This window comes from Vibrio sp. 99-70-13A1 (genome assembly GCF_013114625.1).
GTDB lineage: Bacteria > Pseudomonadota > Gammaproteobacteria > Enterobacterales > Vibrionaceae > Vibrio.
Genome location: NZ_VTXD01000003.1, coordinates 91,421 through 116,693, shown reverse-complemented (window position 1 = coordinate 116,693; position 25,273 = coordinate 91,421). Strand labels below are relative to the sequence as shown.

General features: G+C 42.1%; 18 protein-coding genes. 9 read left to right on the top strand and 9 right to left on the bottom strand.

Annotated features, from left to right (window positions below; translation table 11 throughout):
- Window positions 1–4 precede the first annotated feature (4 nt).
- From aer2 to F0226_RS03870, 8 genes are all read left to right on the top strand, one after another.
- A complete protein-coding gene (aer2, locus tag F0226_RS03905) occupies window positions 5–2,404 on the top strand; it encodes an aerotaxis transducer Aer2 (RefSeq protein WP_171734415.1) in 2,400 nt (799 codons plus the stop codon).
- 35 nt (window positions 2,405–2,439) lie between these two features.
- On the top strand, window positions 2,440–3,288 hold the full coding sequence (locus tag F0226_RS03900) for a protein-glutamate O-methyltransferase CheR (RefSeq protein ID WP_253820761.1): 849 nt from the start codon (window positions 2,440–2,442) through the stop codon (window positions 3,286–3,288).
- A 150-nt stretch (window positions 3,289–3,438) separates the two neighbouring features.
- Window positions 3,439–4,062: a chemotaxis protein CheD gene (locus F0226_RS03895; RefSeq protein WP_345776502.1), complete on the top strand. Its 624-nt coding sequence runs from the start codon at window positions 3,439–3,441 to the stop codon at window positions 4,060–4,062.
- On the top strand, window positions 4,062–5,111 hold the full coding sequence (locus F0226_RS03890) for a chemotaxis response regulator protein-glutamate methylesterase (RefSeq protein ID WP_171734413.1): 1,050 nt from the start codon (window positions 4,062–4,064) through the stop codon (window positions 5,109–5,111). The genes F0226_RS03895 and F0226_RS03890 overlap by 1 nt, the downstream gene beginning before the upstream one ends.
- A 59-nt stretch (window positions 5,112–5,170) precedes the next feature.
- Entirely contained in the window at window positions 5,171–6,340 is a 1,170-nt protein-coding gene (locus F0226_RS03885) for a methyl-accepting chemotaxis protein (protein ID WP_171734412.1), read from the top strand.
- A gap of 166 nt (window positions 6,341–6,506) precedes the next feature.
- Window positions 6,507–6,800 carry an STAS domain-containing protein gene (locus F0226_RS03880; protein ID WP_171734411.1) on the top strand — a complete coding sequence of 98 codons (294 nt, stop codon included), beginning with the start codon at window positions 6,507–6,509 and terminating at the stop codon, window positions 6,798–6,800.
- A gap of 22 nt (window positions 6,801–6,822) precedes the next feature.
- Window positions 6,823–8,526 carry a fused response regulator/phosphatase gene (locus tag F0226_RS03875; RefSeq protein WP_171734410.1) on the top strand — a complete coding sequence of 568 codons (1,704 nt, stop codon included), beginning with the start codon at window positions 6,823–6,825 and terminating at the stop codon, window positions 8,524–8,526.
- Window positions 8,527–8,690: 164 nt separating this feature from the next.
- The gene (locus F0226_RS03870; RefSeq protein WP_171734409.1) at window positions 8,691–10,361 is read left to right on the top strand and encodes a FapA family protein; all 1,671 of its coding nucleotides are present in this window, start codon (window positions 8,691–8,693) and stop codon (window positions 10,359–10,361) included.
- 139 nt (window positions 10,362–10,500) lie between these two features.
- On the opposite strand, the gene F0226_RS03865 is transcribed toward F0226_RS03870, so the two are convergent.
- The 6 genes from F0226_RS03865 to F0226_RS03840 all read right to left on the bottom strand — a co-directional run bounded on the left by F0226_RS03865 (window position 10,501) and on the right by F0226_RS03840 (window position 20,014).
- A complete protein-coding gene (locus tag F0226_RS03865; protein ID WP_171734408.1) occupies window positions 10,501–12,615 on the bottom strand; it encodes a type I secretion system permease/ATPase in 2,115 nt (704 codons plus the stop codon).
- A gap of 17 nt (window positions 12,616–12,632) precedes the next feature.
- Window positions 12,633–14,543, bottom strand: coding sequence for an EAL domain-containing protein (locus tag F0226_RS03860; RefSeq protein ID WP_171734407.1), 1,911 nt, complete (start codon window positions 14,541–14,543; stop codon window positions 12,633–12,635).
- Window positions 14,544–14,548: 5 nt separating this feature from the next.
- Window positions 14,549–15,190: a transglutaminase-like cysteine peptidase gene (locus F0226_RS03855; RefSeq protein ID WP_253820759.1), complete on the bottom strand. Its 642-nt coding sequence runs from the start codon at window positions 15,188–15,190 to the stop codon at window positions 14,549–14,551.
- Window positions 15,191–15,266: 76 nt separating this feature from the next.
- Window positions 15,267–16,658, bottom strand: a complete 1,392-nt coding sequence (locus tag F0226_RS03850) for an HlyD family type I secretion periplasmic adaptor subunit (protein ID WP_171734405.1) — start codon at window positions 16,656–16,658, stop codon at window positions 15,267–15,269.
- A gap of 111 nt (window positions 16,659–16,769) precedes the next feature.
- Window positions 16,770–18,008 carry a response regulator gene (locus F0226_RS03845; RefSeq protein ID WP_171734404.1) on the bottom strand — a complete coding sequence of 413 codons (1,239 nt, stop codon included), beginning with the start codon at window positions 18,006–18,008 and terminating at the stop codon, window positions 16,770–16,772.
- A gap of 167 nt (window positions 18,009–18,175) precedes the next feature.
- Window positions 18,176–20,014, bottom strand: coding sequence for an ATP-binding protein (locus tag F0226_RS03840; protein ID WP_345776505.1), 1,839 nt, complete (start codon window positions 20,012–20,014; stop codon window positions 18,176–18,178).
- A 142-nt stretch (window positions 20,015–20,156) separates the two neighbouring features.
- On the opposite strand from F0226_RS03840, the gene pdxH reads away from it, so the two are divergent.
- Window positions 20,157–20,792, top strand: a complete 636-nt coding sequence (gene pdxH, locus F0226_RS03835) for a pyridoxamine 5'-phosphate oxidase (RefSeq protein ID WP_171734402.1) — start codon at window positions 20,157–20,159, stop codon at window positions 20,790–20,792.
- 169 nt (window positions 20,793–20,961) lie between these two features.
- Here pdxH and F0226_RS03830 read toward each other — a convergent pair whose 3' ends face one another.
- From F0226_RS03830 to F0226_RS03820, 3 genes are all read right to left on the bottom strand, one after another.
- A complete protein-coding gene (locus F0226_RS03830; RefSeq protein WP_171734401.1) occupies window positions 20,962–21,699 on the bottom strand; it encodes a helix-turn-helix transcriptional regulator in 738 nt (245 codons plus the stop codon).
- Between the two features lie 476 nt (window positions 21,700–22,175).
- Window positions 22,176–24,011 carry a formylglycine-generating enzyme family protein gene (locus F0226_RS03825; protein WP_171734400.1) on the bottom strand — a complete coding sequence of 612 codons (1,836 nt, stop codon included), beginning with the start codon at window positions 24,009–24,011 and terminating at the stop codon, window positions 22,176–22,178.
- Window positions 24,012–24,154: 143 nt separating this feature from the next.
- Entirely contained in the window at window positions 24,155–25,258 is a 1,104-nt protein-coding gene (locus F0226_RS03820) for a PEGA domain-containing protein (protein WP_171734399.1), read from the bottom strand.
- Between the last annotated feature and the right edge of the window lie 15 nt (window positions 25,259–25,273).

Here is a 25,273-nt window from a genome sequence, read left to right as displayed (position 1 = left end):
AAATATGTCATTTTGGAATAGAAAAAAGGAACCTGTTGCTCAGTTTGATGAAGCGGCATCAGATGCATTAATGGAAGAAACCTCTGTGGAAGAGGATGGCTTATCCAAAGAACAATTACTTTCAGCTTTAGGCGCGGCCAAAACTGCTCTTATGATGGTAGATAGAGATTTCAAAGTTACTTATATCAACCAGCAATCAATTACTCTGTTGAAAGCGCATGAAGCGACGTTTCAATCAGTGTGGCCAAACTTTCGAGCAGATAAAGACTTCATGGTTGGATTTTGTATTGATGGCTTTCATGCCAACCCGCAACATCAAAGACAGCTACTCTCTAATCCAGGCAACCTCCCTTACAGCACAACGATTACCGTTCAAGATGTGCTGCTTGAATTAAATGTTGGGGCAATTATTGACTCTTCAGGGAATTACGTTGGCAATACTTTGGAGTGGCAAGACGTTACGGCATTGCGAGCACAGGAAAACAATGTGGCTCGTTTGCAAGCGGCAGTTGATCAAGCTCAAACCGCTATGGTGATGATTGATCGAGATTTACTGATCACTTACATCAACAATGAAACGGTTAACTTATTTAAAAAACACGAAGCAACATTGAGAAGTGTTTGGTCTGGCTTTTTAGCTACAGAAGAATGGCTGATGGGGCGATGTATTGATGAGTTTCACCGCAACCCCGCGCATCAACGCCAGTTGCTCAGCAACCCAAGTAACCTACCTTACAGTACAGATATAACCATTGGGCATTTAAAAATAGAACTGAATGTCGCTTCTATTTTTGATACTAAAGGTGACTATATTGGGAACACTCTTGAGTGGCGTGATGTCACCGAAGAGCGTGCAAAAGAAGCTGAAATTGGTCGCTTAGCTTCTGCCGTTGAAGGTATGACAACAAACCTAATGATGGCAAATGAAGATGGAATTATTCAGTACGTAAACCCATCCCTTTCTACCTTACTGAAAGGTCGAGAAAGTGAGTTACGCAAAGAACTCTCAGGGTTCGATGCGAGTAACCTTGTGGGTAAGAACATCGACATCTTCCATAAAAATCCGGCCCACCAACGAAGCATTATTGCCAATCCTGATCGCTTGCCATTTTCCTCGGATATTAAAGTCGGCACATTAGAATTTAATTTAACGTGTATCGCCATGCGTGATGGGAACGGAAATTTTATGGGGCCAGCATTGCAGTGGGTCGATATAACAGAGCTACAAGATGGCCAGCGCCAAGTAGAGAGTTTGATTCAAAAGGCTATTTCTGGTCAGCTGGATGAGCGTATTGACACCTCGGATTACAGTGGTTTCATGAAAGAGTTAGGCGACGGCGTCAATGGTTTGTTAGACACCTTAGTCGAACCTTTAGGGCAGTGTATTGATGTCATGAGTAAAGTGGCTGATGGTGACTTAAAAACGACGATGCCAGACAGTAATCAAGGTGAGTTTGGGCGTCTAGCGGAGGCGGTTAATACGTCTATTCTAAACATTCGAAATATGGTTGATAAGATCACCACATCATCTGCGAGAGTCGCGACGGCTTCTACAGAAATTGCCGAAGGGAATAATGATTTAAGCCAAAGGGTGGAAGCACAAGCTTCTAATTTAGAAGAAACGGCTGCCAGCATGGAGCAGATGACCGCAACGGTTAAGCAAAATGCGGAAAATGCCAAAGGTGCTAATGAGCTGTCTGATGATGCGGCTAAAAAAGCAGGTAAAGGCGGAGAGGTTGTGGGGCAAGCTGTATCGGCTATGTCAGAAATTAACAGTGCGAGTAAGAAGATTGCCGACATTATCGGTGTCATTGACGAGATTGCTTTCCAAACAAACTTGTTAGCTCTCAATGCGGCGGTTGAAGCAGCGCGAGCAGGCGAACAAGGGCGCGGTTTTGCTGTAGTGGCAGGAGAGGTAAGAAACCTTGCACAACGAAGTGCAGCAGCAGCGAAAGAAATTAAAGGCTTAATTAAAGACAGCGTAGAGAAGGTAGATGAAGGCTCTCGTTTAGTTGATGAATCTGGGGAAACTTTAAATGAAATTGTTGACGCGGTAGCTAGCGTCTCACAACTTATCCAGCAAATTGCTGAATCAAGCTTAGAGCAGTCGACTGGTATTGATGAAATAAACCGAGCCATTACCACCATGGATGAAATGACTCAGCAAAATGCATCATTAGTAGAAGAAACATCGGCTGCCAGCCAGTCACTAAGATCTGAAGGCAAAGAACTGCTTAATCTCATGAACTTCTTTAGTACCGACAGTAATGTCGCTCAGTACGGCGCACAAGGTAACCTTTCATCTGTCCCAAAAAGAGGCAATGTGAGCGAAATAAAAAACGCCAAGGTTGTTAATTCTGGAGTGTCGTTCCGTGAGGATGGAGATGAATGGGAAGAGTTCTAACTAAGCCTGCTAGCCAGGCAGACAAAATGAGTTCGATGAACCCAAGCACGCATGCAATGACTGATAGTAAGAAAGAGTTTGAGCTAACAGAAAAAGATTTCAAATTTGTGCAGTGGTTTATTCATAAGAATGCGGGCATTCATTTAACCGACCAGAAGTATGCGATGGTGTATGGGCGTGTCAGTAGGAAAATGCGTGAAAAAGGTGTGGCACGTTTCGCGGATTATCGGAAAATAATTGAACGTTCTGATTCTGAACAAATGGCATTTGTAAATGCACTGACTACGAATAAAACGTCATTTTTCCGCGAGAAGCATCATTTTGATTTCCTTGAAAAAACATTGGTTCCGAAGTGGATTGAACAACGAAAGCAGGAGGTTCGAATCTGGTCTGCCGGTTGTTCTACCGGTGAAGAGCCATATAGCTATATGGCAGCTTTGAATCACGCGAGTGCATTCGAACACTTTTCTAAGGTCGCACTATTGGCAACCGATCTTGATACCAATGTTCTGGCTCATGCTAAAGCTGGAGTCTATGACGAAGAAGCGATAGACAGCATTCCTAAGCCATATCTCAAAGGAAACTTTGTTAAAGGCAAAGGAGAGTTTCTTGGGAAAATAAAATGCGCTAAAAAACTTCAGCAACAAGTGGCTTTTAAGCAACTGAACCTTCTAGAAAACTGGCCAATGACGAAAAAATTTGACCTTATTTCTTGCCGTAATGTGATGATTTACTTTGATAAACCCACACAAAAATTACTGATCGAACGTTTTTGCCAGCAGCTTAATGAAGGAGGTTCGTTGTTTATTGGTCACTCTGAAAGTGTAGGGGCAGATTGCCAACTGTTTGAGCATTTAGGTAATACCATTTATTTGAAATTGTAGTGTGCCAAACCGAATTGTGTGAAAAATAAAGTAGCGTGACAAGCAGAGTAGTGTGACAAACAGAGAGCTTACACATAGGCGTTAAGACGCGAATTGGTCATAGGCCATCTAAATGGCACATATGGAGTGGGTAATGAGGAAATATATCGAGTGTTAGCCAAAGAGCAAGGTGCTTATTACAGCCGTTTTTACCATGAATTGAGGCAGCAGCATGTTGTCAAAGTGCTTCCTGGAGGTATGTATTGTACAACCGAAAAGGAAGTCATCAGTACGGGGTTAGGTTCTTGTGTTGCGGCTTGTATTTGGGACCCTTTTGCTCAAGTTGGAGGAATGAATCATTTCTTATTGCCGATGGCGCACAGCAGTGAACATCATCACTGGTCACATGATGATGTGGTATCGACGGCTTCTCGATATGGGAGCTATGCAATGGAAATGCTAGTAAATCAACTGATCTCTCTTGGTGCAACTCGAAGTCGAATGCATATGAAGCTCTTTGGAGGGGCACAAATGCACGGCATCAAATCGGCGATTGGGGAGAAAAATGTCGACTTTGTTTTACGTTACGCCAAACAAGAAGGTTTTGAGCTAGATGCCTATGACCTTGGAGGACTGGAGCCTCGTAAGATTATTTTTGATCCGTTATCTGGAAAGGCTTGGCTAAAACGGATTCCATTTGCAAAAGTGAGTCATTTAAAACACGAAGAAGACCATTACGCTCAACAAGTTGAATGTAATAGTCGTAAACCCAGCGACGATGTGGAGTTATTTTAATGTGTAGAAAAATTAAAGTGATCGTTGTGGATGATTCCCCCGTGTTCCGAGCATTGCTATCAGAGTTGATCTCCTCGGATCCTGCTTTAGAAGTGATCGCCACCGCGGAAGATCCTTACGAAGCAAGAGCTTTGATCAAAAAGCACAATCCAGATGTGATCACGCTAGATATTGAAATGCCAAAAATGAATGGTGTGCAGTTTCTAAAAAATCTAATGCGCTTAAGACCTATGCCTGTCGTGATGATCTCCACTTTGACTCAGCACGGAGCGGAAACCACGCTGCAAGCATTGGAATTAGGTGCTGTCGACTATTTTCCTAAGCCAGCAATGGACAACACCGGAGACATGCTGAGCTATAAATCATTGATCAATAAAAAGCTTAAAATGGCCGCAATGGCGAATGTAACTGGCAAGCCAATAGAAAGTGTTTCGAGTTATGTGGATTTGTCGCCCATGGCTCCCGGTCAGTCAAATCTTGAGTTGATTGCAATAGGGGCTTCAACTGGAGGAACTGAAGCGGTGCGTCATGTTTTATCAGCATTGCCAAGTGGTCTCCCACCTATAGTGATTACTCAGCATATCAGCGCTTTGTTTACCAAACCCTTTGCTGCCCGTTTAGACAGCGTAAGTAAAGTGAATGTCCAAGAGTTGAGTGACGGCACTGTGCCACTTATTCATGGAAGAGCGTATGTTGCCCCTGGTGATAAGCACCTCGTGATTATACGTAAAGGAGGGAAGCTATTTGGTCAGGTTGATGATCGCCCCCCTGTGAACAGACACAAACCTTCAGTAGACGTCATGTTTGATTCTGTCGCTGAAGTTGTCAGTGATAAAGCACTTGGCATCATCTTAACTGGAATGGGAAGTGATGGTGCGAATGGCTTGTTAAGAATGATGCAAAATGGCGCTATCACTATCGCTCAAGATGAACAGTCTTCAGTGGTATGGGGGATGCCAAGAGTCGCAGTCGAAGTTGGGGCTGTGCAGCATGTTAGAGCGTTATCAAAGATCCCAAAGGAGATTCGGAAATGTGTGTCTAACGAATGAACATGCGAGATAACTCCAATAATTAGAATGAAGAAAGACAAAAATGTCAGGGACGGCTTATGAATAATGAAATGACGTTACAGTCAAAAATGAAATATGCAGTCGTAATAACGACTCAAGTCATATTGTTAGCAATCGCGGTGTTGTACGCCACATCGAGTATTCAGATAGGGCTAATGATAGTTGCAGCAGCTCTACCTTGGTTCACTTTCCCTTCAAATTCACATCACAAAGACAGTGAGCCAGACCTTTCATCTGAAAAAACCGATCAGGTGAGCGCAAGTTTGATGAGTTCAGTGAATCGTTTTTATTCCGATAACTTACCTAATATTCACCAATCTCTTAATCGACAAACTCAGATTATCGAAGAGTCGGCTGAAACTCTGAATGATAGTTTCTTTGGATTACAGAAAGTCAGCGAAGAACAAAGCCAAGTATCTGAAGGGTTAGTGAATGACATGCTTGCCAATCAAGAAAGTGAATACAGCTTATCGAGAGTCCTCCCCCGTACTGAAGAAATCATCGACCAATTTGTAAAAACGCTGGTCGACATTTCCGAGAAAAGTATCTCTGCCGTTCATAGTATTCATGACATGTCAGACAAATTAGATACGGTATTCAAACTACTAGAAAGAGTCAGAGGGCTTTCAGAACAAACTAATTTGCTGGCGTTGAATGCAGCGATTGAAGCCGCGAGAGCCGGTGACGCTGGGCGAGGATTTGCGGTTGTTGCACAAGAGGTTCGTGAATTATCCGTCAAAGCGAAGACGCTGAATGATCAAATTGAGAGCGAAATAAACATAGCCCAAGAAACTGTAAAACAGGCGAACGCCACTGTAGGGGACATGGCATCAATTGATATGACGATAGCGATCGAATCAAAAGAGCAAGTGGATGACATGCTCACCGGGGTTCAAAAAGTGAATGTCGCGGTAGAGAAAGAAGTTCTTAAAATTAGAGAGCTTGGGCAAGAGTTATCGCAACAAGTCGGGAATGGTATTCGTGCATTGCAGTTTGCCGATATTGTTTCTCAGCAAGGGGAATACGCGAATAAAACGTTGTACTTGTTCGATGAAGTGGTTCAGCTCGTGAATGTTTTCAATCGAAAAGAAATCTCGGAAGAAGAGTTCTCATTAAGGCTTGAGGAGCTATTGGATGCTTCTCTAAACAGAGGTGCTCCTGCTGCGAATCAAAGCAGTATTGATGAAGGTGAAGTGGAGCTGTTTTAGACGGTAAACGGTTTTAGGCGGTAAGGTAAATAGTTTTAAAAGATAAATTGGATTTAGGTGGTAAATGGTTTTAAAAGATAAATTTTTTAGAAGATATATCGAGACAATTTTTTAGAGAAGGTTGTGAATTAAAAGCAACTTTTGTCGAAAACAAGTGGGGGCAAATATGTCGCTAACCAGCACGGTAAATGGCAGTAACAATATTGAAATTGCGATTGAAGGCGCTTTTGGCTTTAATTTAGTACAAGAGTTTCGCCAATGTTATTACGAAAAAAAAGACTTCAACTACACCATTGATTTTCGACGAGTCGATTACATTGATAGTGCAGGGCTAGGCATGCTTCTTAATATGCAAAAATACCTTTCTCCTAATCAAAAAATTACGATTACGAATACCATGCCTCAAGTGAAAAAGATCTTATTGATATCGAGGTTTGATAAGAAATTTATGATCGAATAATACCGTTCTAAGGAGATCGAGCATGCGAATAGTTGTTGTGGATGATCATGAAACAAACCGAGAATTATGTCGGTTTATGTTGAATGATATTGCTGAGCAATTTTATGCTTTCGAAGATGGAGAAAGCGTCGTTGAATCCATGAAAGAGATGTCGATATTGCCTGATATCATCATTTTAGACGTGATGATGCCCGTTAAAGATGGATTTGAAACCGCCAAAGATATTCGAAAAGCCTTCCCAAATCATCATATCCCTATTTTGTTTCTGAGTGTATTAGACGATAAAGATTCTTATAAAAGGTGCTTAAACCTTGGCGATGACTTTATTCCTAAGCCCATCGACCGCTCTGTTTTACTCGCAAAGGTTCAAGCGCATTTTAGAATTGCACGTATGCATAGTGAACTTCGCGAGCAGCGAGATGAACTTCATCATTTTCACGAACAAGTCAATTATGACCATACGATAGCGGAATCGATCTTTACCAATCTGATGGATGAAATGAGTTCATTGCTTTCCAATATCTCAGGGCTCAAATACATATCGACACCTTCGACGGTCTTTAATGGCGATCTCATTCTTGTCGCTAATCGTCCTCACGGCGGTCTCTATGTCATGATTGCGGATGCTACAGGTCATGGTTTACCCGCGGCTATCTCTGCTATTCCGGCGACTCGAGCATTTTTTTCAATGGCGGAAAAGGGGTTATCTCTAGGTGAAATAGTCACCGAAGTGAACGACTCACTTGTTCGATTTTTGCCTATGGGGATGATGCTGGCGGCCAGTGTTTTCGAAATTAAAAGTAATGGGCTTGATGTGAGTTGGTGGGGAGGGGGCTTACCCGATAGTTATGTTTTAGATCGTGATGGGAATATTCTTCATCAGTTGCGGTCAAGTCATATGCCATTAGGTGTGTTAGATAAGCATGAGTTCGAATTGAACTTAGTGAATATGAAGCTTGAAGAAGGGCATCAAATTATCAGCTATACCGACGGGGTTACAGAAGCTGTGAATTTGGATGGTGAACAGTTTGGTCAACATCGCTTGGAATCCACCTTCCAGAAGTCATGCTCAGTACAATCTGGCTCCATCATCGAAACCTTATATGAAGAGGTGCATCAGTTCTCGACGGAAAAAGACAGCGATGATGTTTCTATTCTACAAATGAACTTTCCAATCAAGAACCGCCAGACAGAAGCGAGTACAACACAAGCCAGTGGTATCAGTAATGTACCGAGTAGTGCTTCACTATTTTTCCCTAAGTCTGTGCTTACTCAGGTGACGGTTATGGCAGAAGTGAGGCAATATCTGACAGGGATCATATCTGGTGGGCAAGATCTTGATTTAGTCTGTTCGGTACTTTCAGAACTATTTGCGAATGCCATTGAGCACGGCTTGCTGGATTTGGATTCGAAAATGAAAGATGACCCTGATGGCTTCTACTCATTCTACCAATTGAGAGAGCAACGCTTAAGAGAATTAGGTGAGAGTGTTTGGGTACAGCTTAAGCTGGATTTCAAACCAGAAGAAAGACAACTCATTATGCAGTTAGAACATAATGGAAGTGGGTTTGATATTAACCGATACAATCAACCTGATGACATGCAGGCTTATGGGCGAGGGATCATATTGGTGTCTCATTTATGCCATTCATTGAACTACTACAATGAAGGAAAAGGCGTTACTGCTGTCTATAGCTTAGGGTCTACTGATGAATTCTGTGAATAATCTTTAATTATTTAAGTATTTTTATGTAATTCTCAATATTGAGATGTTGTTTCAGGATTTAAAGTAAGTGATGTGACCCTGATTATTGTAATAGCAACATTTTATCGGATTTATTTATTATATAGACTGATCCTTAGTCACTTTTTCTTGGAAGCTGCGATCTTATGTGGGAAAGCATCGTTACATTGTCAGAAGATAAACAAAAGGTTGTAGCCAAGCTGCAATCTGGTTTTGTGGTTGATGCTGTATTTGACCCTAAAGGTCTGCCTGAAGTATTAAAAACGCTAGAGGTAACGGACTATTTTCTTATCGAAGATGAGGTATTGAGGTTCGTCAACTTAGCAAAAGAAGGCAAAGGCGAAGCTTACGAGGGAGTGGTGATTGCCGAAGTGCGAAATGCATCTGCCACTGTTGAAGTTACTACAGATGAAATGCTCGCGAGCATTATTGTTACGGGGGCTTATAAAGGTCGTGGCTTGCGTGGTAATGAAATTGTCCATTGTTTAGCCCAAGCACATATCACGAAAGGGATAAACAAACTGGCACTGAAGAAAGTCTTATTGATGAGTAATCAGCTAAAACCTGGAGAGCAATTCACACAGGCGGTGGCACAAGGTAAGCAAGCTACGAAAGGTAAAGACGCACAGTTCATTCCACTTGTTAAAGATGTCTCTAAGCAAGTACTCAAACCAAGAAGTAAAGATTCTGGGAAACTCGATATGCGAGACCTAGGTCAAACTATTACCGTCGGTGAAAATGACGAAGTCATGAAGCGCATCCCAGCAACAAAAGGGCAAGCAGGTTTTACGGTTCAAGGTCGAATCATCCCACCTCTTCCGGGTAAAGACAGCCTTTTAAAAGCCGGTAAAGGTACTCACATTTCTTCTGAAGATCCGAACGTTCTTGTCGCAACCAACTCTGGTCTCCCCATTATTAAAGAAAAGAGTATTGAAGTGGATAACGCACTCTGCCTAAATAGTGTTGGAGTGGGAACCGGACATGTGAAGTTTAAGGGCAACGTGTTTGTTTCTGGAGACATAGAATCGGGCATGGTGGTGAAAGCTTCAGGTAGCGTTACTGTCGGTGGTTTTATTGAATCGGCGGAGGTTCAGGCTCAAGGTGATATCACGGTAGGTAAAGGTATTATCGGACATACTGTCAGTGATGGTCAGCCGAAAAGTTGTAAGGTATTTACTAAAGGTAATATTACCGCAAGCTATGCTCAATTTTCTGAACTGCAAGCTGGGCAAGATATCCAGTTAAGTGTGCATAGTATGAGTAATGATATCCGCTGCGGGCATGACTTGCTTGTCATGGATACAATGAAAAAGCATGGCACATTAAGCGGTGGTGAAGCTAAAGTCGGTGGAAGCATAAAATGTGTTCTGCTGGGGGTCGAAGGCGATACTGCGACTAAAGTGCACGCGTTTGCGAAGTATGACAGTTATAAGCAAAAAATTGTGGCTTTGAAAGATGCCTATAAACAAGCCCAAGCGGCGACCATGGAAGTTATTCGCAAAGAATTAGAATTTAAGAAAAAACCAAAAGCGGAAAGAACGGAAGAAGAACAGCGTTCAATAGAAGAGATGAAAATTCAAAATAGCCAAGCACTTGATGCTGGGCAATCTCAACTCGAACTACTCGAAATGGATTTCGAAGAACACTTACAAAACTGTAATATTGAGGCTTTCGATAAAGTGTATACGCGAGTTTCTGTTCAGTTTGGAGATGAAGTGGTGACAACAAAACGTACCCATGGTGGCAGTGTGTTTTCATTTAACCAGTATGAGATTCAGTGTTCGTTTAAGATGGATGATGAAGACGTCGCGGTTTAGGGTGTATTTCTCAAGGTATCGTATTAATACGGCACAGCGTTAAATTGCGGCGTTGTTTTTGTATTGAGTAATAATGAATTCGTAAAACAAAAAAGGGAGCGACTACGCTCCCTTTTTGTTACTTTTTTACTGAGCTGGATTAACTAACTGCTCTGACTTTTCCTTGCTTCAAATCAGAGAGAACTTGTTGTTTAGGTCCGTCAGCAATAATGCTGCCTTTTTCCATCACAATCACTCGGTCTACAATATCAAGCATGGATGTTTTATGGGTGATGAGAATGAGGGTCTCACTTTTCTTCATTTGCCCAAGCTGGTGCTTAATGTGCATTTCAGAACGGTTATCCATAGCGCTGGTTGGTTCATCCATTAACAATACAGGTGGGCGACCTAGCATGGCACGGGCAATAGCAACCGCTTGGCGTTGACCACCCGAAAGCTGAGCACCACCTTCACCGACTTGCCTTTCTAAACCCGCAGGGTCTTGCTGAGTAAATACCGTCACGCCAGCTCGATTGGCAGCGTCCATGACATCTCTGTCATCCACAAGTGGGCGACCTAATGTAATGTTGTCGCGAATTGAGCCAAAGAATAAGTTACTGTCTTGAGGCACGCAGCCTATGTTGCGTCGTACGTCGACATGGTGCAATTGTTCGATGTCAGTATCATCAATACGAACATGCCCTGCTGTAGGCTTATATAGACCCATAATGAGACGTTCTAATGTCGTTTTACCTGAACCAATTCGCCCAATAATGGCAACTTTCTCACCTGGGTTAATGGTTAGGCTGAGATCTCTGATTGATGCTACTGATGATTCAGGGTAGCTGAAGCTGACCTTATCAAGTTCTACGCGTCCTTGAACGATAGGGCGGTGAATATATCGCTTACCTTCCTCTTGTTCATCTGGCATATCCATAACTTGTTCAATAATTGTCATCGATGATTTTGCTTGGTTATAGCGAGTAGAAAGCAAAGATAACTGAACCAGAGGTCCAATAGCACGACCACTCAACATAGTGGCGGCAATCAATCCACCCATTGTCAGTTCGCCTTCCGCAATCAAGTAAACGCCCAAAATAATCATACCGACATTGGTACTTTGTTGAACGAACCCAGCAGCATTTTGAATGCTATCCGTAATTCGACGACTCTTGATGTTCCACTCTGCCATGTGCGCGACAGCTTCTTCCCAACGGTATTGGAATTGGCTTTGAGCACTGAAGATTTTTACGGTTTCTAAACCCGCTAAGCTTTCGATTAAGTTGGCGTATTTTTGAGACGCTAAACGAGAGCCTTCTTCAATTGTTTTACGTAATGGCCCTTGTATGAGCATTGCGTGAATAATCAAAATGACGACGCCAACAATCGGAACCAGTACTAGGTTGCCTGCCATTAGCCAGATAAGTAATAGAAACAGCAAGGCGAAAGGTAGATCGATTAAAGCGCTTATAGTGGCAGAGGTGAAAAATTCACGAATAGACTCAAATTCTTGTAAGTGCCTTGCGAAAGCTCCGACGGAAGGCGGCTTTGCCTCCATGCGTATCCCTAAAACTTTGCTGAATATTTTAGACGAGATAATAATGTCGGATTTTTTACCCGCGACATCAATGAAGTAGCTTCTCATCAATTTCAAAGCAAAGTCGAAAAGGAAGACAACAAAAATACCACTCGCTAACACCCACAGTGTTTCAAACGCCAAGTTGGGGACAACTTTGTCATACACCAAACGTGTAAACATGGGTGCAGCAATAGCAAACAAGTTAATCAAAATCGAGGCGATTAATACGTCGCGGTAAATGTTTTTAGATTGCCAGATTGTGCTCCAAAACCAGTGACCATCACGGGTTTTGAGTATTTCAGGTGATCGCTCGTCGTAGCGAAATTGTTTTTTAACGAGAAAGTAGCGTCCAATGAATTGCTCTTTGAGCTCTTCCAAAGGAATGACAATAGGCACCATGCCGCTTTCAGTTGTTGTGACTTCTGCTTCTGATTTCTCTAAATCAATGCTGTTAAGAACACATGCTCCGCCCTGTTTAAGTAGCAAAATAGCGGGTAGGATCAGGTGTGGAATTTTATCGAGCTCCGCTCGGTTTTCTTTCGCAACTAGCCCAGCACGTTCAGCTGAACGTGGAAATAGAAAAGGCGTCAGTTTGCCGTCCGTCAGGGGTAACCCATTGACTAAAGCTTCAGGCGAATTGGCTAATCCGTAATATCGGCTTACGTAAATCAGCGAATTTAATAGTGGATCTTGCATGTAATTTGACCTTACAACTATTTGTCAACAATGAAGCCTTGGAACACTTCCACGAAGTGCTCAGACAAGAAGTCCAACTGTGTTTGAGTCTCGACACGTGAAGCAATGGTCGTAATGCCTAAGTTATGGGCAGTACGAGAAATTGATGTCAGTGTGAATTTCTGTTTCTCATCATCTAAGTTATGAGTGAAGAGGTAATCGAGTTTCACGTAACTTGGTCTGAACTCATTGATGTAATCCAGTGATTGGAAGTTTCGACCGTAGTTATCAACACCGAATACCGCATTTGCACTTCGTAGCGTGTTACATAATAGAGCCGTGTAATGAGGCTCTTGAATGAAGCAGCTTTCAGGGATTTCAAAATGCAGTTTAGGTGCATGAGTCGGGTTCTTTTCAAGGATATTACCAACCCAGCGAATGAAGCTTGGCTGCGCGACACTGCTTGAAGATATGTTAATCGCGACAGGGTTCTGTACTTCGCCAGACTTCATTTTCTTAATCATTTGCTCAATTACAAATTGGTCAAGAATATGGCTTGATTCAAGTTGTTCTAATGCAAACAAGTACTGGTTAGCACTGTAGCGAACCCCATCTTTTTCAATCGCAGAAAACACTTCTTGGTGGTAGGTAGAGCCGAAAGTGTTATTAGCCGATTGTAGGCGGAAGGTCACGAGCTCATCGTGAATCGCTTCTTCTACTAGATCTCGCCACTGTTGTTTACCCATTATTGTTGCGTGGTCGTCACCGGAAATGTAACCGTACTTTTGCTCAGGGCTTGATTTCGCAATAGATAAAGCGTTATCCACCAACGACATAATTTCGGTACTGGTCTTATTTTGGCTACTGTAAGTTACACCTAAAGAAATAGCCGCGCTTGCTGTACCTGTCGGGTCCGATTGTAAGTCTTGCACACATACAACGATGCTGTCGGCAATAATCTTCAATTCGCTTTCATCAACGTTTGGCAGAATGAAACCAAATTCATCTTTAGATATACGAGCAATTGTGAGACCTGGAGAGGTGATGGATGTTTTCAATTGGTCAGCAAGGTGATGTACCAGAGAATCCCCTTCTTGATAGCCTTTCTCTTCATATTCATCAGTAATGAATTGAGCTTGCAGTACGGCTAGACCACCAATACTAGACTCAGCAAGCCATTGGTTCAGTTGAGACATATAGAACGCACGGTTACCAAGCTGAGAGACAGGGTCGATGTATGCGCGCTCTCTTAATTTTTGCGCTTCTTTTGCTTGGTTTTTGAATGCCATCTCAACTTGCGTTGACATTTGATTAATACCGTCAACCACCATAATTAAATCTTTTGTTTTAGGGCGAGTGAGAGGTTCTCCAAACTGGTTTTTAGCGATTTGGTCCATTTTAACGATGATCAGAGAAAGCGGGCGTAATGCACGTTTGAGTATCCACGAAATTGCCGCTAGCCCGATGATGAAAATGATGCCGAACATGGTTGATAGTTTGATGAATGCTTGCCATAGCTGCTCATAGGCCGCGCCTGGGTGGCTGACAATTTCGACTTCAGCCAGTTGCATCCAGCCACTGGTGATGACACGACGCTCGTGAATTTGTCCGAAGAGGTGCAAATCAGTAAACCAAGTGGGAACACCATTAGGCTTGACTGGATACGAACGGAGAATTTCATCACTCGAATCAAGAAAGATTAAACGCACGACCGAGTAAGAGCTGCCATCAAAGAGAGCATTAATGACTGACTCGACCGCAATTGGGTCTTTGTCTTCCAAATAAGGTGCTAGCGCCAGCCCAACGGTATTTATGGTGTTATTCACTTCAGAGCGTTGTTGCTCTTTTAAGTGATCACGGGTGGTATTAAATTCGATCATAAATACCGATGCCATAAGCAAGATAAAGACCGCAACCATTCCGACCACAAGCTGTTTATATAAAGTCATTGTATCTACTCATCGTAATTGATAATGGGTTTGTTTAATTTTAGAGAGCGTTCACGTGAGCGTAAGTCGTTCCATAGACTCAATCGTGAAGACTTACCTGCAAGTTTTCCGTTACCTGCCTTGGACTTCATTAGCCAAAGGTTTTTACCATTGAAGCTATAAACAGGTAATAGGTCTCTTCGTTTTGAAGCTCGCACTATTTCAGGGTTGATATTGTCTAAAATAAGCGGCTCGGCACTTGGGGTAGAGTAATACGCCAGTACCATGTGAAATTGGTTTAACTCAAGAGCTTTTACATAGACTAAACGCAGCTTCTTATCAGGTACGCCTAGCTCTAAAAGTGAGAAGTATTTAGCTATCGTGAAATCTTCACAGTCGCCAGCATTACTTCCTAAAAACTCTAGCGGGGTTGCCCAATAGTCGTTTTTTCCCCATAAGACATCATCATTCACAAAATACAGTTGATTAAAAAACTGGTTAATAGAAGTCAGTTTGTCTGTTTCACTTAAATTCTTATACTCTGAGATATTCGAGCGCCAAGTCGCGACTCGTTTACCTGCTCTTTCACCGTATGTCTGAGTGACTGCGCTGACCCACTGCTGATCTTTTGTATTCAATGCAGATGAAGTAAATGAAGCACACAGCATTAAAATAACCGCGGCACTGCTGATGCTTTTTATGCTGTGTTTGCTTCCGAGTTTCTTGTCTCGGGTGTTATCTACTTTATTCTTTAAGTGCATTATTTTGAGCACTTAGTATTGGCTTCAATATATATTCTAGAACCGTTCTTTTGCCTGTAATGATATCGACTGAGGCGGTCATCCCTGGAATGATGGGCAGTTCACCGTTGTTACCGAATGAATGCTGCTCTGTTCTAATTCTTACAATATAGAAGCTGTTACCTTCTTCATCTTGAGTGGTATCGGCGCTGATATGTTCCAAAATGCCTTCTAAACCACCATATTTGGTAAAGTCATAAGCACTAAGCTTTACGATGGCAGCAAGTTGAGGACGTAGAAAAGCGATATCTTGAGGGGCAATTTTTGCCTCAATTAACAGTGAATCTTCCGTTGGTACAATTTCTACAATATCCATACCTGGCTGAATTACACCGCCGACCGTATTAATACCTAATGTTTTTACTGTTCCTGTTACAGGTGATACCACAACGGTTCGGTTTACTCGGTCAGCAAGACCAACGGCAGATTCTGTCAGTGCAGACAGCTTATCTTGTGCTTGGTTTAATTTTTCTTGTTGGTCTGAACGGAAATTAAGCGCGGCATCAATTCTGCTAAGTTGCGCTTCCTTAATCGCGGAGCGAAGTAGGGGGATCTTTAATTCACTTGATGTCATCTCGCGTCGCGTATCGTTCACTTGTCTTTGCAGTTTCAATAACTCAATACGAGGTACAACCCCTTCATCTGCAAGAGGCTTCGTTATTTCTAGCTCTTTTCTCGCAAATCGGTAGCTTTCTCGTAAGTTTTTGGTGCGTGCGAGAATTTCTACAAGGTCTTGTTGTTTCTGCTCGACTTGTTGATCAAATACGGATAATTGGTTTTTTAGGTTATTCAGATCTTGTCGGTATTCTGCTTTTTGTCGATTAACGAGCTTTGGTTGGAGTTCATAAAACTTAGGAGGGAATGCCAGCTTATTGAAAGAAAGGCGAATGCTTTGTTCCCAGTTATTCTGAGATGAATTTTCATCAATCGCAACGCTGGTTAAAGAAGCGGATAGCATTAATACGCTAGCGGTTAAGTTTGCGACCTGCTGTTCTCGTTCACGAAAGTCTGAGCGAAAACGAGTGTCATCAATCAACAATAGCTGCTGACCTTTCTGAACTTGTTGCCCCTCCCTAACGAGGATTTCTTTTACTAAACCACCTTCAAGGTTTTGCACGACTTGAATTTGTGAAGAAGGAATGACTTTACCTTGCCCCACCGTTACCTTGTCTATTTCAGCCCATGCTGCCCACCCGATAGCCGCTACAAAAAAGAGCACCATTACCCATAGCATGATGCGAGCACTTGTTGGAGTATTGAGTAGAAGTGCCGCGGTTTTGTCGTCGACATACTCCAATTCAGTGGTACTGAGCTTGTTAAAACCTTTTCGGCTCATTTACTGTCCTTGTTTGCGTAATAAAAGTAAGCTTCTTGAGTGTATTATTAGTTAATATAAATGTTAAGGCTTTGTTTTTATTTACTCTTCAGCTTAATGCATTTTATTAGGTTATCCATTTTTAAAATTGGTTTTATCAAGTCGATGCTTTTTTAGTTTGTCATAAAGCGTTTTTCGAGATACTTGTAATTCTAGCTGCACATCTTTTAATCGTCCGTGATATCGATGTAGAACTTCAATCAATAAAGTGTGTTCAAATAGGTCAATTCTCTGGTTGAGTGATTTTTGCTCATCATTAGATAGACAATTGACACTTGATAAGTCACTAGGTTTGAGTGCTCTTAATTCTGCATGTTGGCGAAGTTGCTTAATATTTTCTGACCACGGTTTATCTGTAAGCTGCTGAATTTCTTCTTCAGTGATGGTCGGTGGTGGTAATTGGTAACGACTCGCTGCGCTTCGTGCAAAATGTTTAAACAAGATTCGTATATCTTCTTTTCGTTCACACAAGGGTAACAAATCGAAGCGGCGAAACTCACCGTGAAATGTTGTCGGTGGGCTATGGATCGCGATAATGACACTAGTTGCACATTTGTTGCACTCTAATTTTAACTCCGCAAGCCAGCCCCATTGTTGAACTGTCAGAATGTCGGCTTGGTAAAGGTAGATCGTGCCTATTTGAGGCTTCGCTAGGCTACTCGAAATAAACTGCTTAAATTCTAATTCATCATTGGTTGGCAGCTCATGAGCCGCGAGAGCGTAGAGCTCTGAATCATATGGGTTGTGAAGATCATGCAGGTATTGCGCGGTAATACGTTTACCTGTACCTGTATCACCGACTAATACAATGAAGTTATCTTGCGTTGGGTTCAATGCGACCAGATCTCGACGCAGCTTAACCATAGCTTGAGATTGTCCAAGGAGCTTTGGTCCAACGTGTGTCTGCATGTCTAACTCTTTGCGGAGCAATACGTTTTCTTGCATTAAATCGAGTTTGTCGGTTGCTTTCTGGATTGCCGTTTGCAGCTTATCAATAGCAAAAGGTTTCTCAAGAAAGTCATACGCGCCAGCTTTCATCGCGGACACTGCCGTTTGAACATCCCCATGTCCAGTTAAAACGATGACTTGAAAATGCGTATTCTTTTCGAGTAACTGCTGAGTGAATTCAATGCCTGTCATCACTGGCATATGTATGTCGGTGATAACAATGGCAGCCTGTGAAGTGTCCATGCACTGTAAAGCTTCGACTGCGTTGGGGAAGCAAGTGATCATCACCCCTTCAATAAGCATGGCTTGCTGTACTGAATCTCGAATGGCAGGTTCGTCGTCTACAAAGTAGATATTTGGCATGTTAACTCAATCCTTCTGAATACGTCACAGAGTCGCTTCATTGGTTAATTTGGATGGGTGCATTGTTTGGGTTATTACAAACTGCTTTAGTGGTTACAATTGCTTGGTTTGTTAATAATTGCTTGGGTTGTTAACAATTGTTTGAATTGCTAAAAACAGTTTGGTCGTTAACAACGGTTTGTGCGGTTAATAACAGTTTGTGCGGTTAAAAACAGAGAGAACTGCATACCCGATGGCTCTCTTGTCTTAGCCTGTATTTCACCGCTGTAAGCTTCGATAATTCGTTTAGAAATGGATAATCCGAGGCCTAATCCTTCTGGTTTTGTCGTAAAGAAAGGATCGAATAATTTAGGAAGCTGTTCCATTGCGATGCCCGGACCATTGTCCCAAATGACTAGTTCACACTTATCATGATTAAGATCCCAATCAATGCCTATCTGTGGGCTTGGGTGCTGAATAAGCGCTTGAGCAGCATTGTGAATCAGATTAACGAGCACTTGCTCCAATTCTGTAGGATGAATGCTCAATATTATGTTTTCGGGTATCGCCGATAGTCTTAGCGTAATGCCTTGTTTAATCATAGCGGCACTGAGAATACTGGTGGCATTGTTAACAGCATCATGCAGGTTTGCTACGTGATGTTCTTGTTGGGTAACTTTACGAGTAAAGACTTTCAAGCGAGCAATAATTTCCCCAATGGACAGATTAAGCTCAATCATTTTTTGGAGGTTGCCTTTCACCATATCGATCTGGTTCATCTCAAGCAGCTTTAAGCTATTTTCACTGTATGTTCTTAGTGCCGCTAAGGGTTGGTTAATTTCATGGTTAATGCTGGCAGAAAGCTCACCCAGAACGGCTAGTTTGGCTGTTTGAGTCAGTTCTTGCTCGGTTTGCTTGAGTTTCAATTTGGACTCTTGGTATTGGAAAATGGTTTTTTGCAATTGCTGATTCGAGTGCTGCAAATATTGAGTACGTTTATCTACTGTGTGTTCTAAGTGCTTATTAAGATCAGTTAACGCGATTTTGGCTGTGTAAGTCTGTCGCCATGACCAAGCGATGAGCGCCAGTAAGCTATAGATGATGAAAAAGATAAAGTCGGCTTGCAGTACTTTGAGTTGTCCAATTCTTGCTTCTTTTAGGGCGATAACTTGATAATCGTTGTTCTCTACTGCGATTGGGTAAAGTTTAAATGCATGATGGCTTAGTAATTGTGAATGAGGGACAGAAGCATTTGATGCAATGAGTGTTTGGAATTCATTAATGATCTGAATGGTGTTACGACCGTATTGCCTGTTTTGATTAACTTCAACTTGCTGCGACTCATTAAGAGGGCGAAAGGCTTGATATAGCCACCGTTTATTCGTTGATAAGAAGACGATTTTATTGCTATCAAGGATCATGATTTCAAAATTATCGCTCGCTAAGATTACTTCGATATTTTCTAAGCTTACTTTTACGGTAATCACGCCTTCAATTTCTCCGTCGACGGTTAGTGGGGAAGAAATGAAGTAACCGCGTATGTTCGATAAAGCGCCAAGCGCAACATACTGAGCTTGGTTACCTTGAATTGCCTCACTAAAATAAGGTCGGAAAGCGAAGTTTTCACCAAGAAAGGTTCGTGGATTTAAGTAATTACTGGACGCGATCACTGTCCCTGTTCGATCATGAATATAAATAGCATCGGCAAGGCTTTGATTTGACCATTCCAGGAGCAACTCATTCAGGTTTTGGTTTTGCTTATTCGATGTTAAGTAAGACAGTAATCTTGGGTCGTGTCGCAGTAGATTAGGAATTTGCTTGAATTTAGCCAGTTCAGATTCAATTTGAAGGTTAGCTTTGTTGGCTGCGTCTTTGAGCTCTTTGGAAACTACTTTATCTTGGTATTGAGTCGCGATATGGTGAGTAGCACAAAGCCCAATGCCTCCTAAAATTAGAGACAATATAAAAAAGGGTTTCAATAAAATTAGTCGTTTAACGCTCAAAGTAAACTCAGTACAAACAAGTATTTTAAATATGTTATCAGTATGGGGAAGGAAGTAACGAGATCTTGTTAACACCAAGGTTTTATACCGCGTAAATTCAACTTAATGGGCTTGTTTTTCAATAGATTAGAGCGCAAAATCACAAAAAATTCTAAGGAGCGACCAAATGGAACTGACAGATATTCGCCGCGAATACGCAAAAGGCGGTCTAAGACGTAAAGACTTACAAGCAGACCCTATCGACCAATTCAATTTATGGTTGGCGCAGGCGATTGAAGCGAAGCTCACTGACCCAACGGCGATGACAGTCGCGACAGTGGATAAAAATGGTCAGCCATTCCAGCGTATTGTGCTGCTCAAGAATGTGGAAGAAGACGGCTTTATTTTCTATACCAACTTGGGTAGTCGAAAAGCGCAGCACTTAGAAGATTGCAGCAAGATCAGCCTACATTTCCCATGGCACCCACTTGAGCGACAAGTGCACATTACAGGTACGGCAGAAAAGCTGACTGCTTTGGAAAACATGAAGTACTTTTCGTCTCGCCCAAAAGAGAGCCAATTAGCCGCCATTGCAAGTAAGCAGAGTAGCCGTATTTCAGCTCGTGGTGTTCTAGAAGGTAAATATTTAGAACTGAAACAGAAGTTTGCTAAAGGCGAAATTCCAGTTCCAACATTTTGGGGCGGTTTTCGAGTGAAGCCTGAAAGTATTGAGTTTTGGCAAGGTGGCGAACATCGCTTACATGACCGCTTCTTATTTTCTCGTGATGACAGCCGTTGGGATATTGATCGCTTAGCGCCATAGATCACGATTCATAGCGAGTCTTTTGTGCCTAATCGATAGTAAATAAGCCGCTACTTTTCTATTATTTCAAGTCACTCAATTTTGGGGTGACTTGATATCGTTAATTCGTTTCACTTCTTAAACTCTTAACTTCTTGACCTTTAAACCTCTTAAAGCGTGAATTCTTTCTTCATGCTACTGAGGATGATGCATCACTGTGTAAAACAACTGATATTTGCTTCTTTAATAATGTTTCAGGTATGACTGATCCTAACCCAGAGTCTAATGCGAAGTCCGTTAATTGGTTTTTGCTGGTGGCATTGAATTTGGTTTTGAGCCGTGCAACATGACCTTCAACCGTTTTAATCGAAATGTTTAATGTGTTGGCGATATATTGAGGCTTCTTTCCATAGAGCAAAAGAAATAAGACTTCAGACTCCCTCGTGGTGAGAGGTTTAGACAGCTTAGATTGACGAGGCTTAGATCCCGATAGTGAGCCCTCACTTGCATCTTTACTGGTTGCTCTACAAACCCAATGACCCACTTCAAGAATCGCCGTGTCGGTGAGTTCTTGCCCATAAAAAATAGTCCCTTGAACTTGCCCATCTTCATTAAACCAAGGTGTTTTTGTGAAGATATGAGCGTGCCAACGCCCATCGGGGTAAGGGTGTATATCCAATACCTTTAATGTTCTTTGTGTTTCCATTACATACTGATCTTGATCTCTAAACTCTTGTGCACACTCTACTGTTTGACTGGGCATATCAAAGTCAGTTAATCCTTCGCAGTTATCTTCAGAGCCTAACCCAATCAGCTTGATATAAGCTGAGTTTGCATAGATAAAAACAGACTGAGTATCTTTACATCCCCAGCAACCGGGTAACTGTGCAAAGAGGGATTGTTGAAGGAGAGGGGGAGGTGTCGACAAAGTTAAATTCTCAGATGTAAATTAAACCTAATGATACCAGTTTCTTATCGTGGTGTGTGCTGAAAAGCATGTATCAGTGCTCTTCAAAGTACTGTTCGCTTAGTAATTATCCAACGTCGATTTAGCTTATTTTAAAGATAAAGATAAAGATAAAGATAAAGATAAAGATAAAGGGGTTAGGTGTGTTAGATGCTGAAATTTGAAAGTAAGGCAATACTAGATAGACGGCAAGGTATATAAACAAAAAAAGCCAGCCTGAAGAAGGGCTGGCTAAAGACAAGGAAAACCTTGTCGACGTGTAGAAGAGTTCTAAATGGGTTCACGAGGGTATGCAAACCCATTTAGAGACATCAAAGGATGTCAGAGTGACTTACTACCCTGAAACGTAATTTACAGCGTGTGGCAAAACGAAAAAAGGGGGGATATCCCCCCCCCCCCTTTATAAATTGACTGCTCTTTAATTGCAGTATTTCTAATTACAGCTCTCTAAGTACTCTAAACCCTAGGTAGTTTGCAGAAGTTGATGGCGCTATATTTAGCTCATTAAAGACCTTTGCTTCCTTTGGAGAGAAGCTCCAGGCTCCTCCTTTGGCACTACCTTGCGGGTCCTGTGTCCACTCCCATACGTTCCCCACCATATCGTAGAAACCTGTAGGTGTAGGTGGGAAAGAACGAACTGGAGAGGTGCTGTTATTCGACCAAGGTGTACCAGACCAACCGGTATTCGCTTTTCCTGCACCAAAGTCATTCCCCCACCAGAAACTGGTATCCTGACCAGCCCGAGCCGCTACTTCCCATTCATCAGCCTGTGGTAAGCGGTAAGTGAAACCTGTTTCCTTCGATAGCCAACGTGTGTAGTTCGCTGCATCACTTCGACTAACGCATACAACTGGTGAATTGTCGGTCTGTTTAAAGCCTGGGTTGCGCCAGTAGCTATCTGAAATGGGCGTGATTTCAGTATTACTGATGCTATTACAAGTCTTGGTTAATTCAGCATCGGTTTGGTAGCCTGTTTTTTCCACGAAAGATTTGAATGCTTGAACTGTGGTTGGAGTGGCTGATAAAGCAAAAGGCTTATCAACAATTACTTGTCTCGCATTGTTCTCACCAAGTAAATAACGACCGGAGCCAACAACAATCATTTCAGGGCTTTGGCTGTGATTAGTCATTGGGTCTGCAAACTTGCTGCCAACATTCAGTGAGTTTTGCTTCGCTTGCAGCACGGCTCTTAAATTATGGTCGCGAGAAATCTCTAGTTCTTGATGGAAAGAAAGGTAGCCTTCCTTTGCGATGGTGATCATATGCTTACCTGTAGGAAGCATCACTTCTACAGGTGTACTGCCATATTTAACGCCATTGATAGCCACATTATCGTTGTATTGGTTTGAACGAACTACCAAGTTTACCCAAGCGACTTCTTTTTGTTGATCGCTGGTTTGTTCATCGCTCTTTGTAAAACAACTTGATGATTTGATGTTAAGTAATCGACAAGGCGTATTCTTATCTGGGCGAGTTTCTAGATTAGCTTTCACAATCGCTTTGTATTTACTGCCTTCGTAAAAACTTGCGGTGGTTACGGTATGATCTAAAACATGAATATTTAAAGACGTTGACGCTAAGTTATCTTTGACTTGCTTGGTTTCGGTTGTGTTATCAATCACGCTGTTTTGAAATTGATTCACAGCCTTTTGAAGTGCCAAAGTCACGGTTTGATTTGAACATTGAGCAAGGGTCATGTCACTGCTGCAATTATTGGTAAAGCTTACCGTTTGCGTGTCAGCTTGAGTCAATTCACCGCGAAGGCGTTCTGCTCTTGCTCTTAATTTGGAGTTGTTCAGTGCTGTGATTGAAGTTTCCACTGAAGATTTTTCTGCTTGAATTGCGTTTAGTTCAAGCAATAAACTCTGATGTGCTTGTTCTGAATCACTTACCGAAAGCTTAGCCTCTTTTACGGCTTTCCAAGCACCTTGGAAACGATTTTGAGCAGGTGATATATCAAAATCAGGCTCATCAATCATGCGCGTGTAGTCTTGCTCTAAACTTGATTTTGCTTTTGCTAGACTGTTTTCAGCTTGGGTTGCAAGTTTCACTAAACGTTCTGACTGCTGCGCACGGTTATCGACTTGATTCTGCTTATCTGCGAGCTTTTTATTTAAAGACGCAAGGTTTGCATGTTCGTCAAATAACGAGCTTTCGATCTCTGTGACGGTAGAAGCACTGGTCACTGTTGAGGAAGAGGTTTGCGCGAGAACAGCGGGTGTCATGATGCAGGGAGCAAGTGCAAATAATAGAGCAGGAAAACCTTGTCGCATGTTGGGCTACTTCAATCAAAATTTAGGCTAATGGGATATTCTAAACGAAAACGCCATTTTTTCTGAAGTTATCTTTAATAACTATCGAAAAAATGGCGAATATTCATTCAGCTTTGTGAAATAGGTACGGCTATGTGGAGAAATTAGCTTTCTTTGTTAGGAAGTAATTTTACCCAAATAGTATCGCTACCATTAATGGTTACTGTTCGATTATAAGACTCGTAGCCAGCTTTAGACACCGTGACTTGATGACGTCCGCTAGGCAAAGCCACTTCGATTGGTGTGCTGCCGTACTTAATGCCATTGATCGTGACTGAGTCATTGTACTGATCAGAACGAACTGTCACGTTAGCCCATTGTTTGTCATTTTTTTTGACGACAGCGGCTTGGCTGCCAGTTAAACAGTAGCGAGTCGATACATTCAACAATTTACATGCTGCGACGGCTTCAGGTTTTGCTTGAAGCTGAGCTTGGATTTGCATGAAGTAAGAGTTGTTGCCAGAGAACCCACTTTTGATGGTTTGGCTATCTTGGACATGGATATTTAGCTGAACATCTTGCAAGTTTTGTTTAGCTAAAGTGTTTTCTGTGAGCTGTTCAAGTAACTGCGCTTTGAAGGTTTGTACGGCTTTTTGATTCGTCAGGTATTTACCTTGAGCAGTACACTCACCAAGCGTCATTGTGGATGAACACGTTGTCGTGTAGCTGGTTTCAAGAACAGCACTTTCACGTAGCTCTGTTGCAGTTCGCTTAACACGTGCTTCTACTTTCGCTTCTTTTAGGTTCGCTAATTCATTATTCAGACGCGCTTGTTTTTGCTTGATTTGAGAAAGACGAATTTCACTTTCACTCATCGCTTGTTGGTTATCCTGTAAAGAGGATTGATTCTCTTTAACGGCAGCCCAAGCATCTTGGTAGCTTTTCTGGAAAGAGATTAAATCAATTTCCGGATCTTCAAGCAAACGGCTGTATTGTTTATCCAATACTGACTTGCTTCGATTACGCTTGGCTTTTAATTCTTCACTTTCACGTAATAGCTTATTATTTTGATTTTTAAGCTGCTGCAAATTTTCGGTCGCGGATACTTTTGTTGCGGAAAGTTGCTCAATATCGGAGTTTTTATTGTGTAACTTTGCATCGATGGCTGAAACGGGATCGACTTGATTCAGTTCTTCAGCTGATACCGATGCAGATACCCAAAAAGGGGATAGCGCAAGTAAAAGCGCTGAAATTCGAAAGTTAGTCATAGGTCCCTGCAGCAT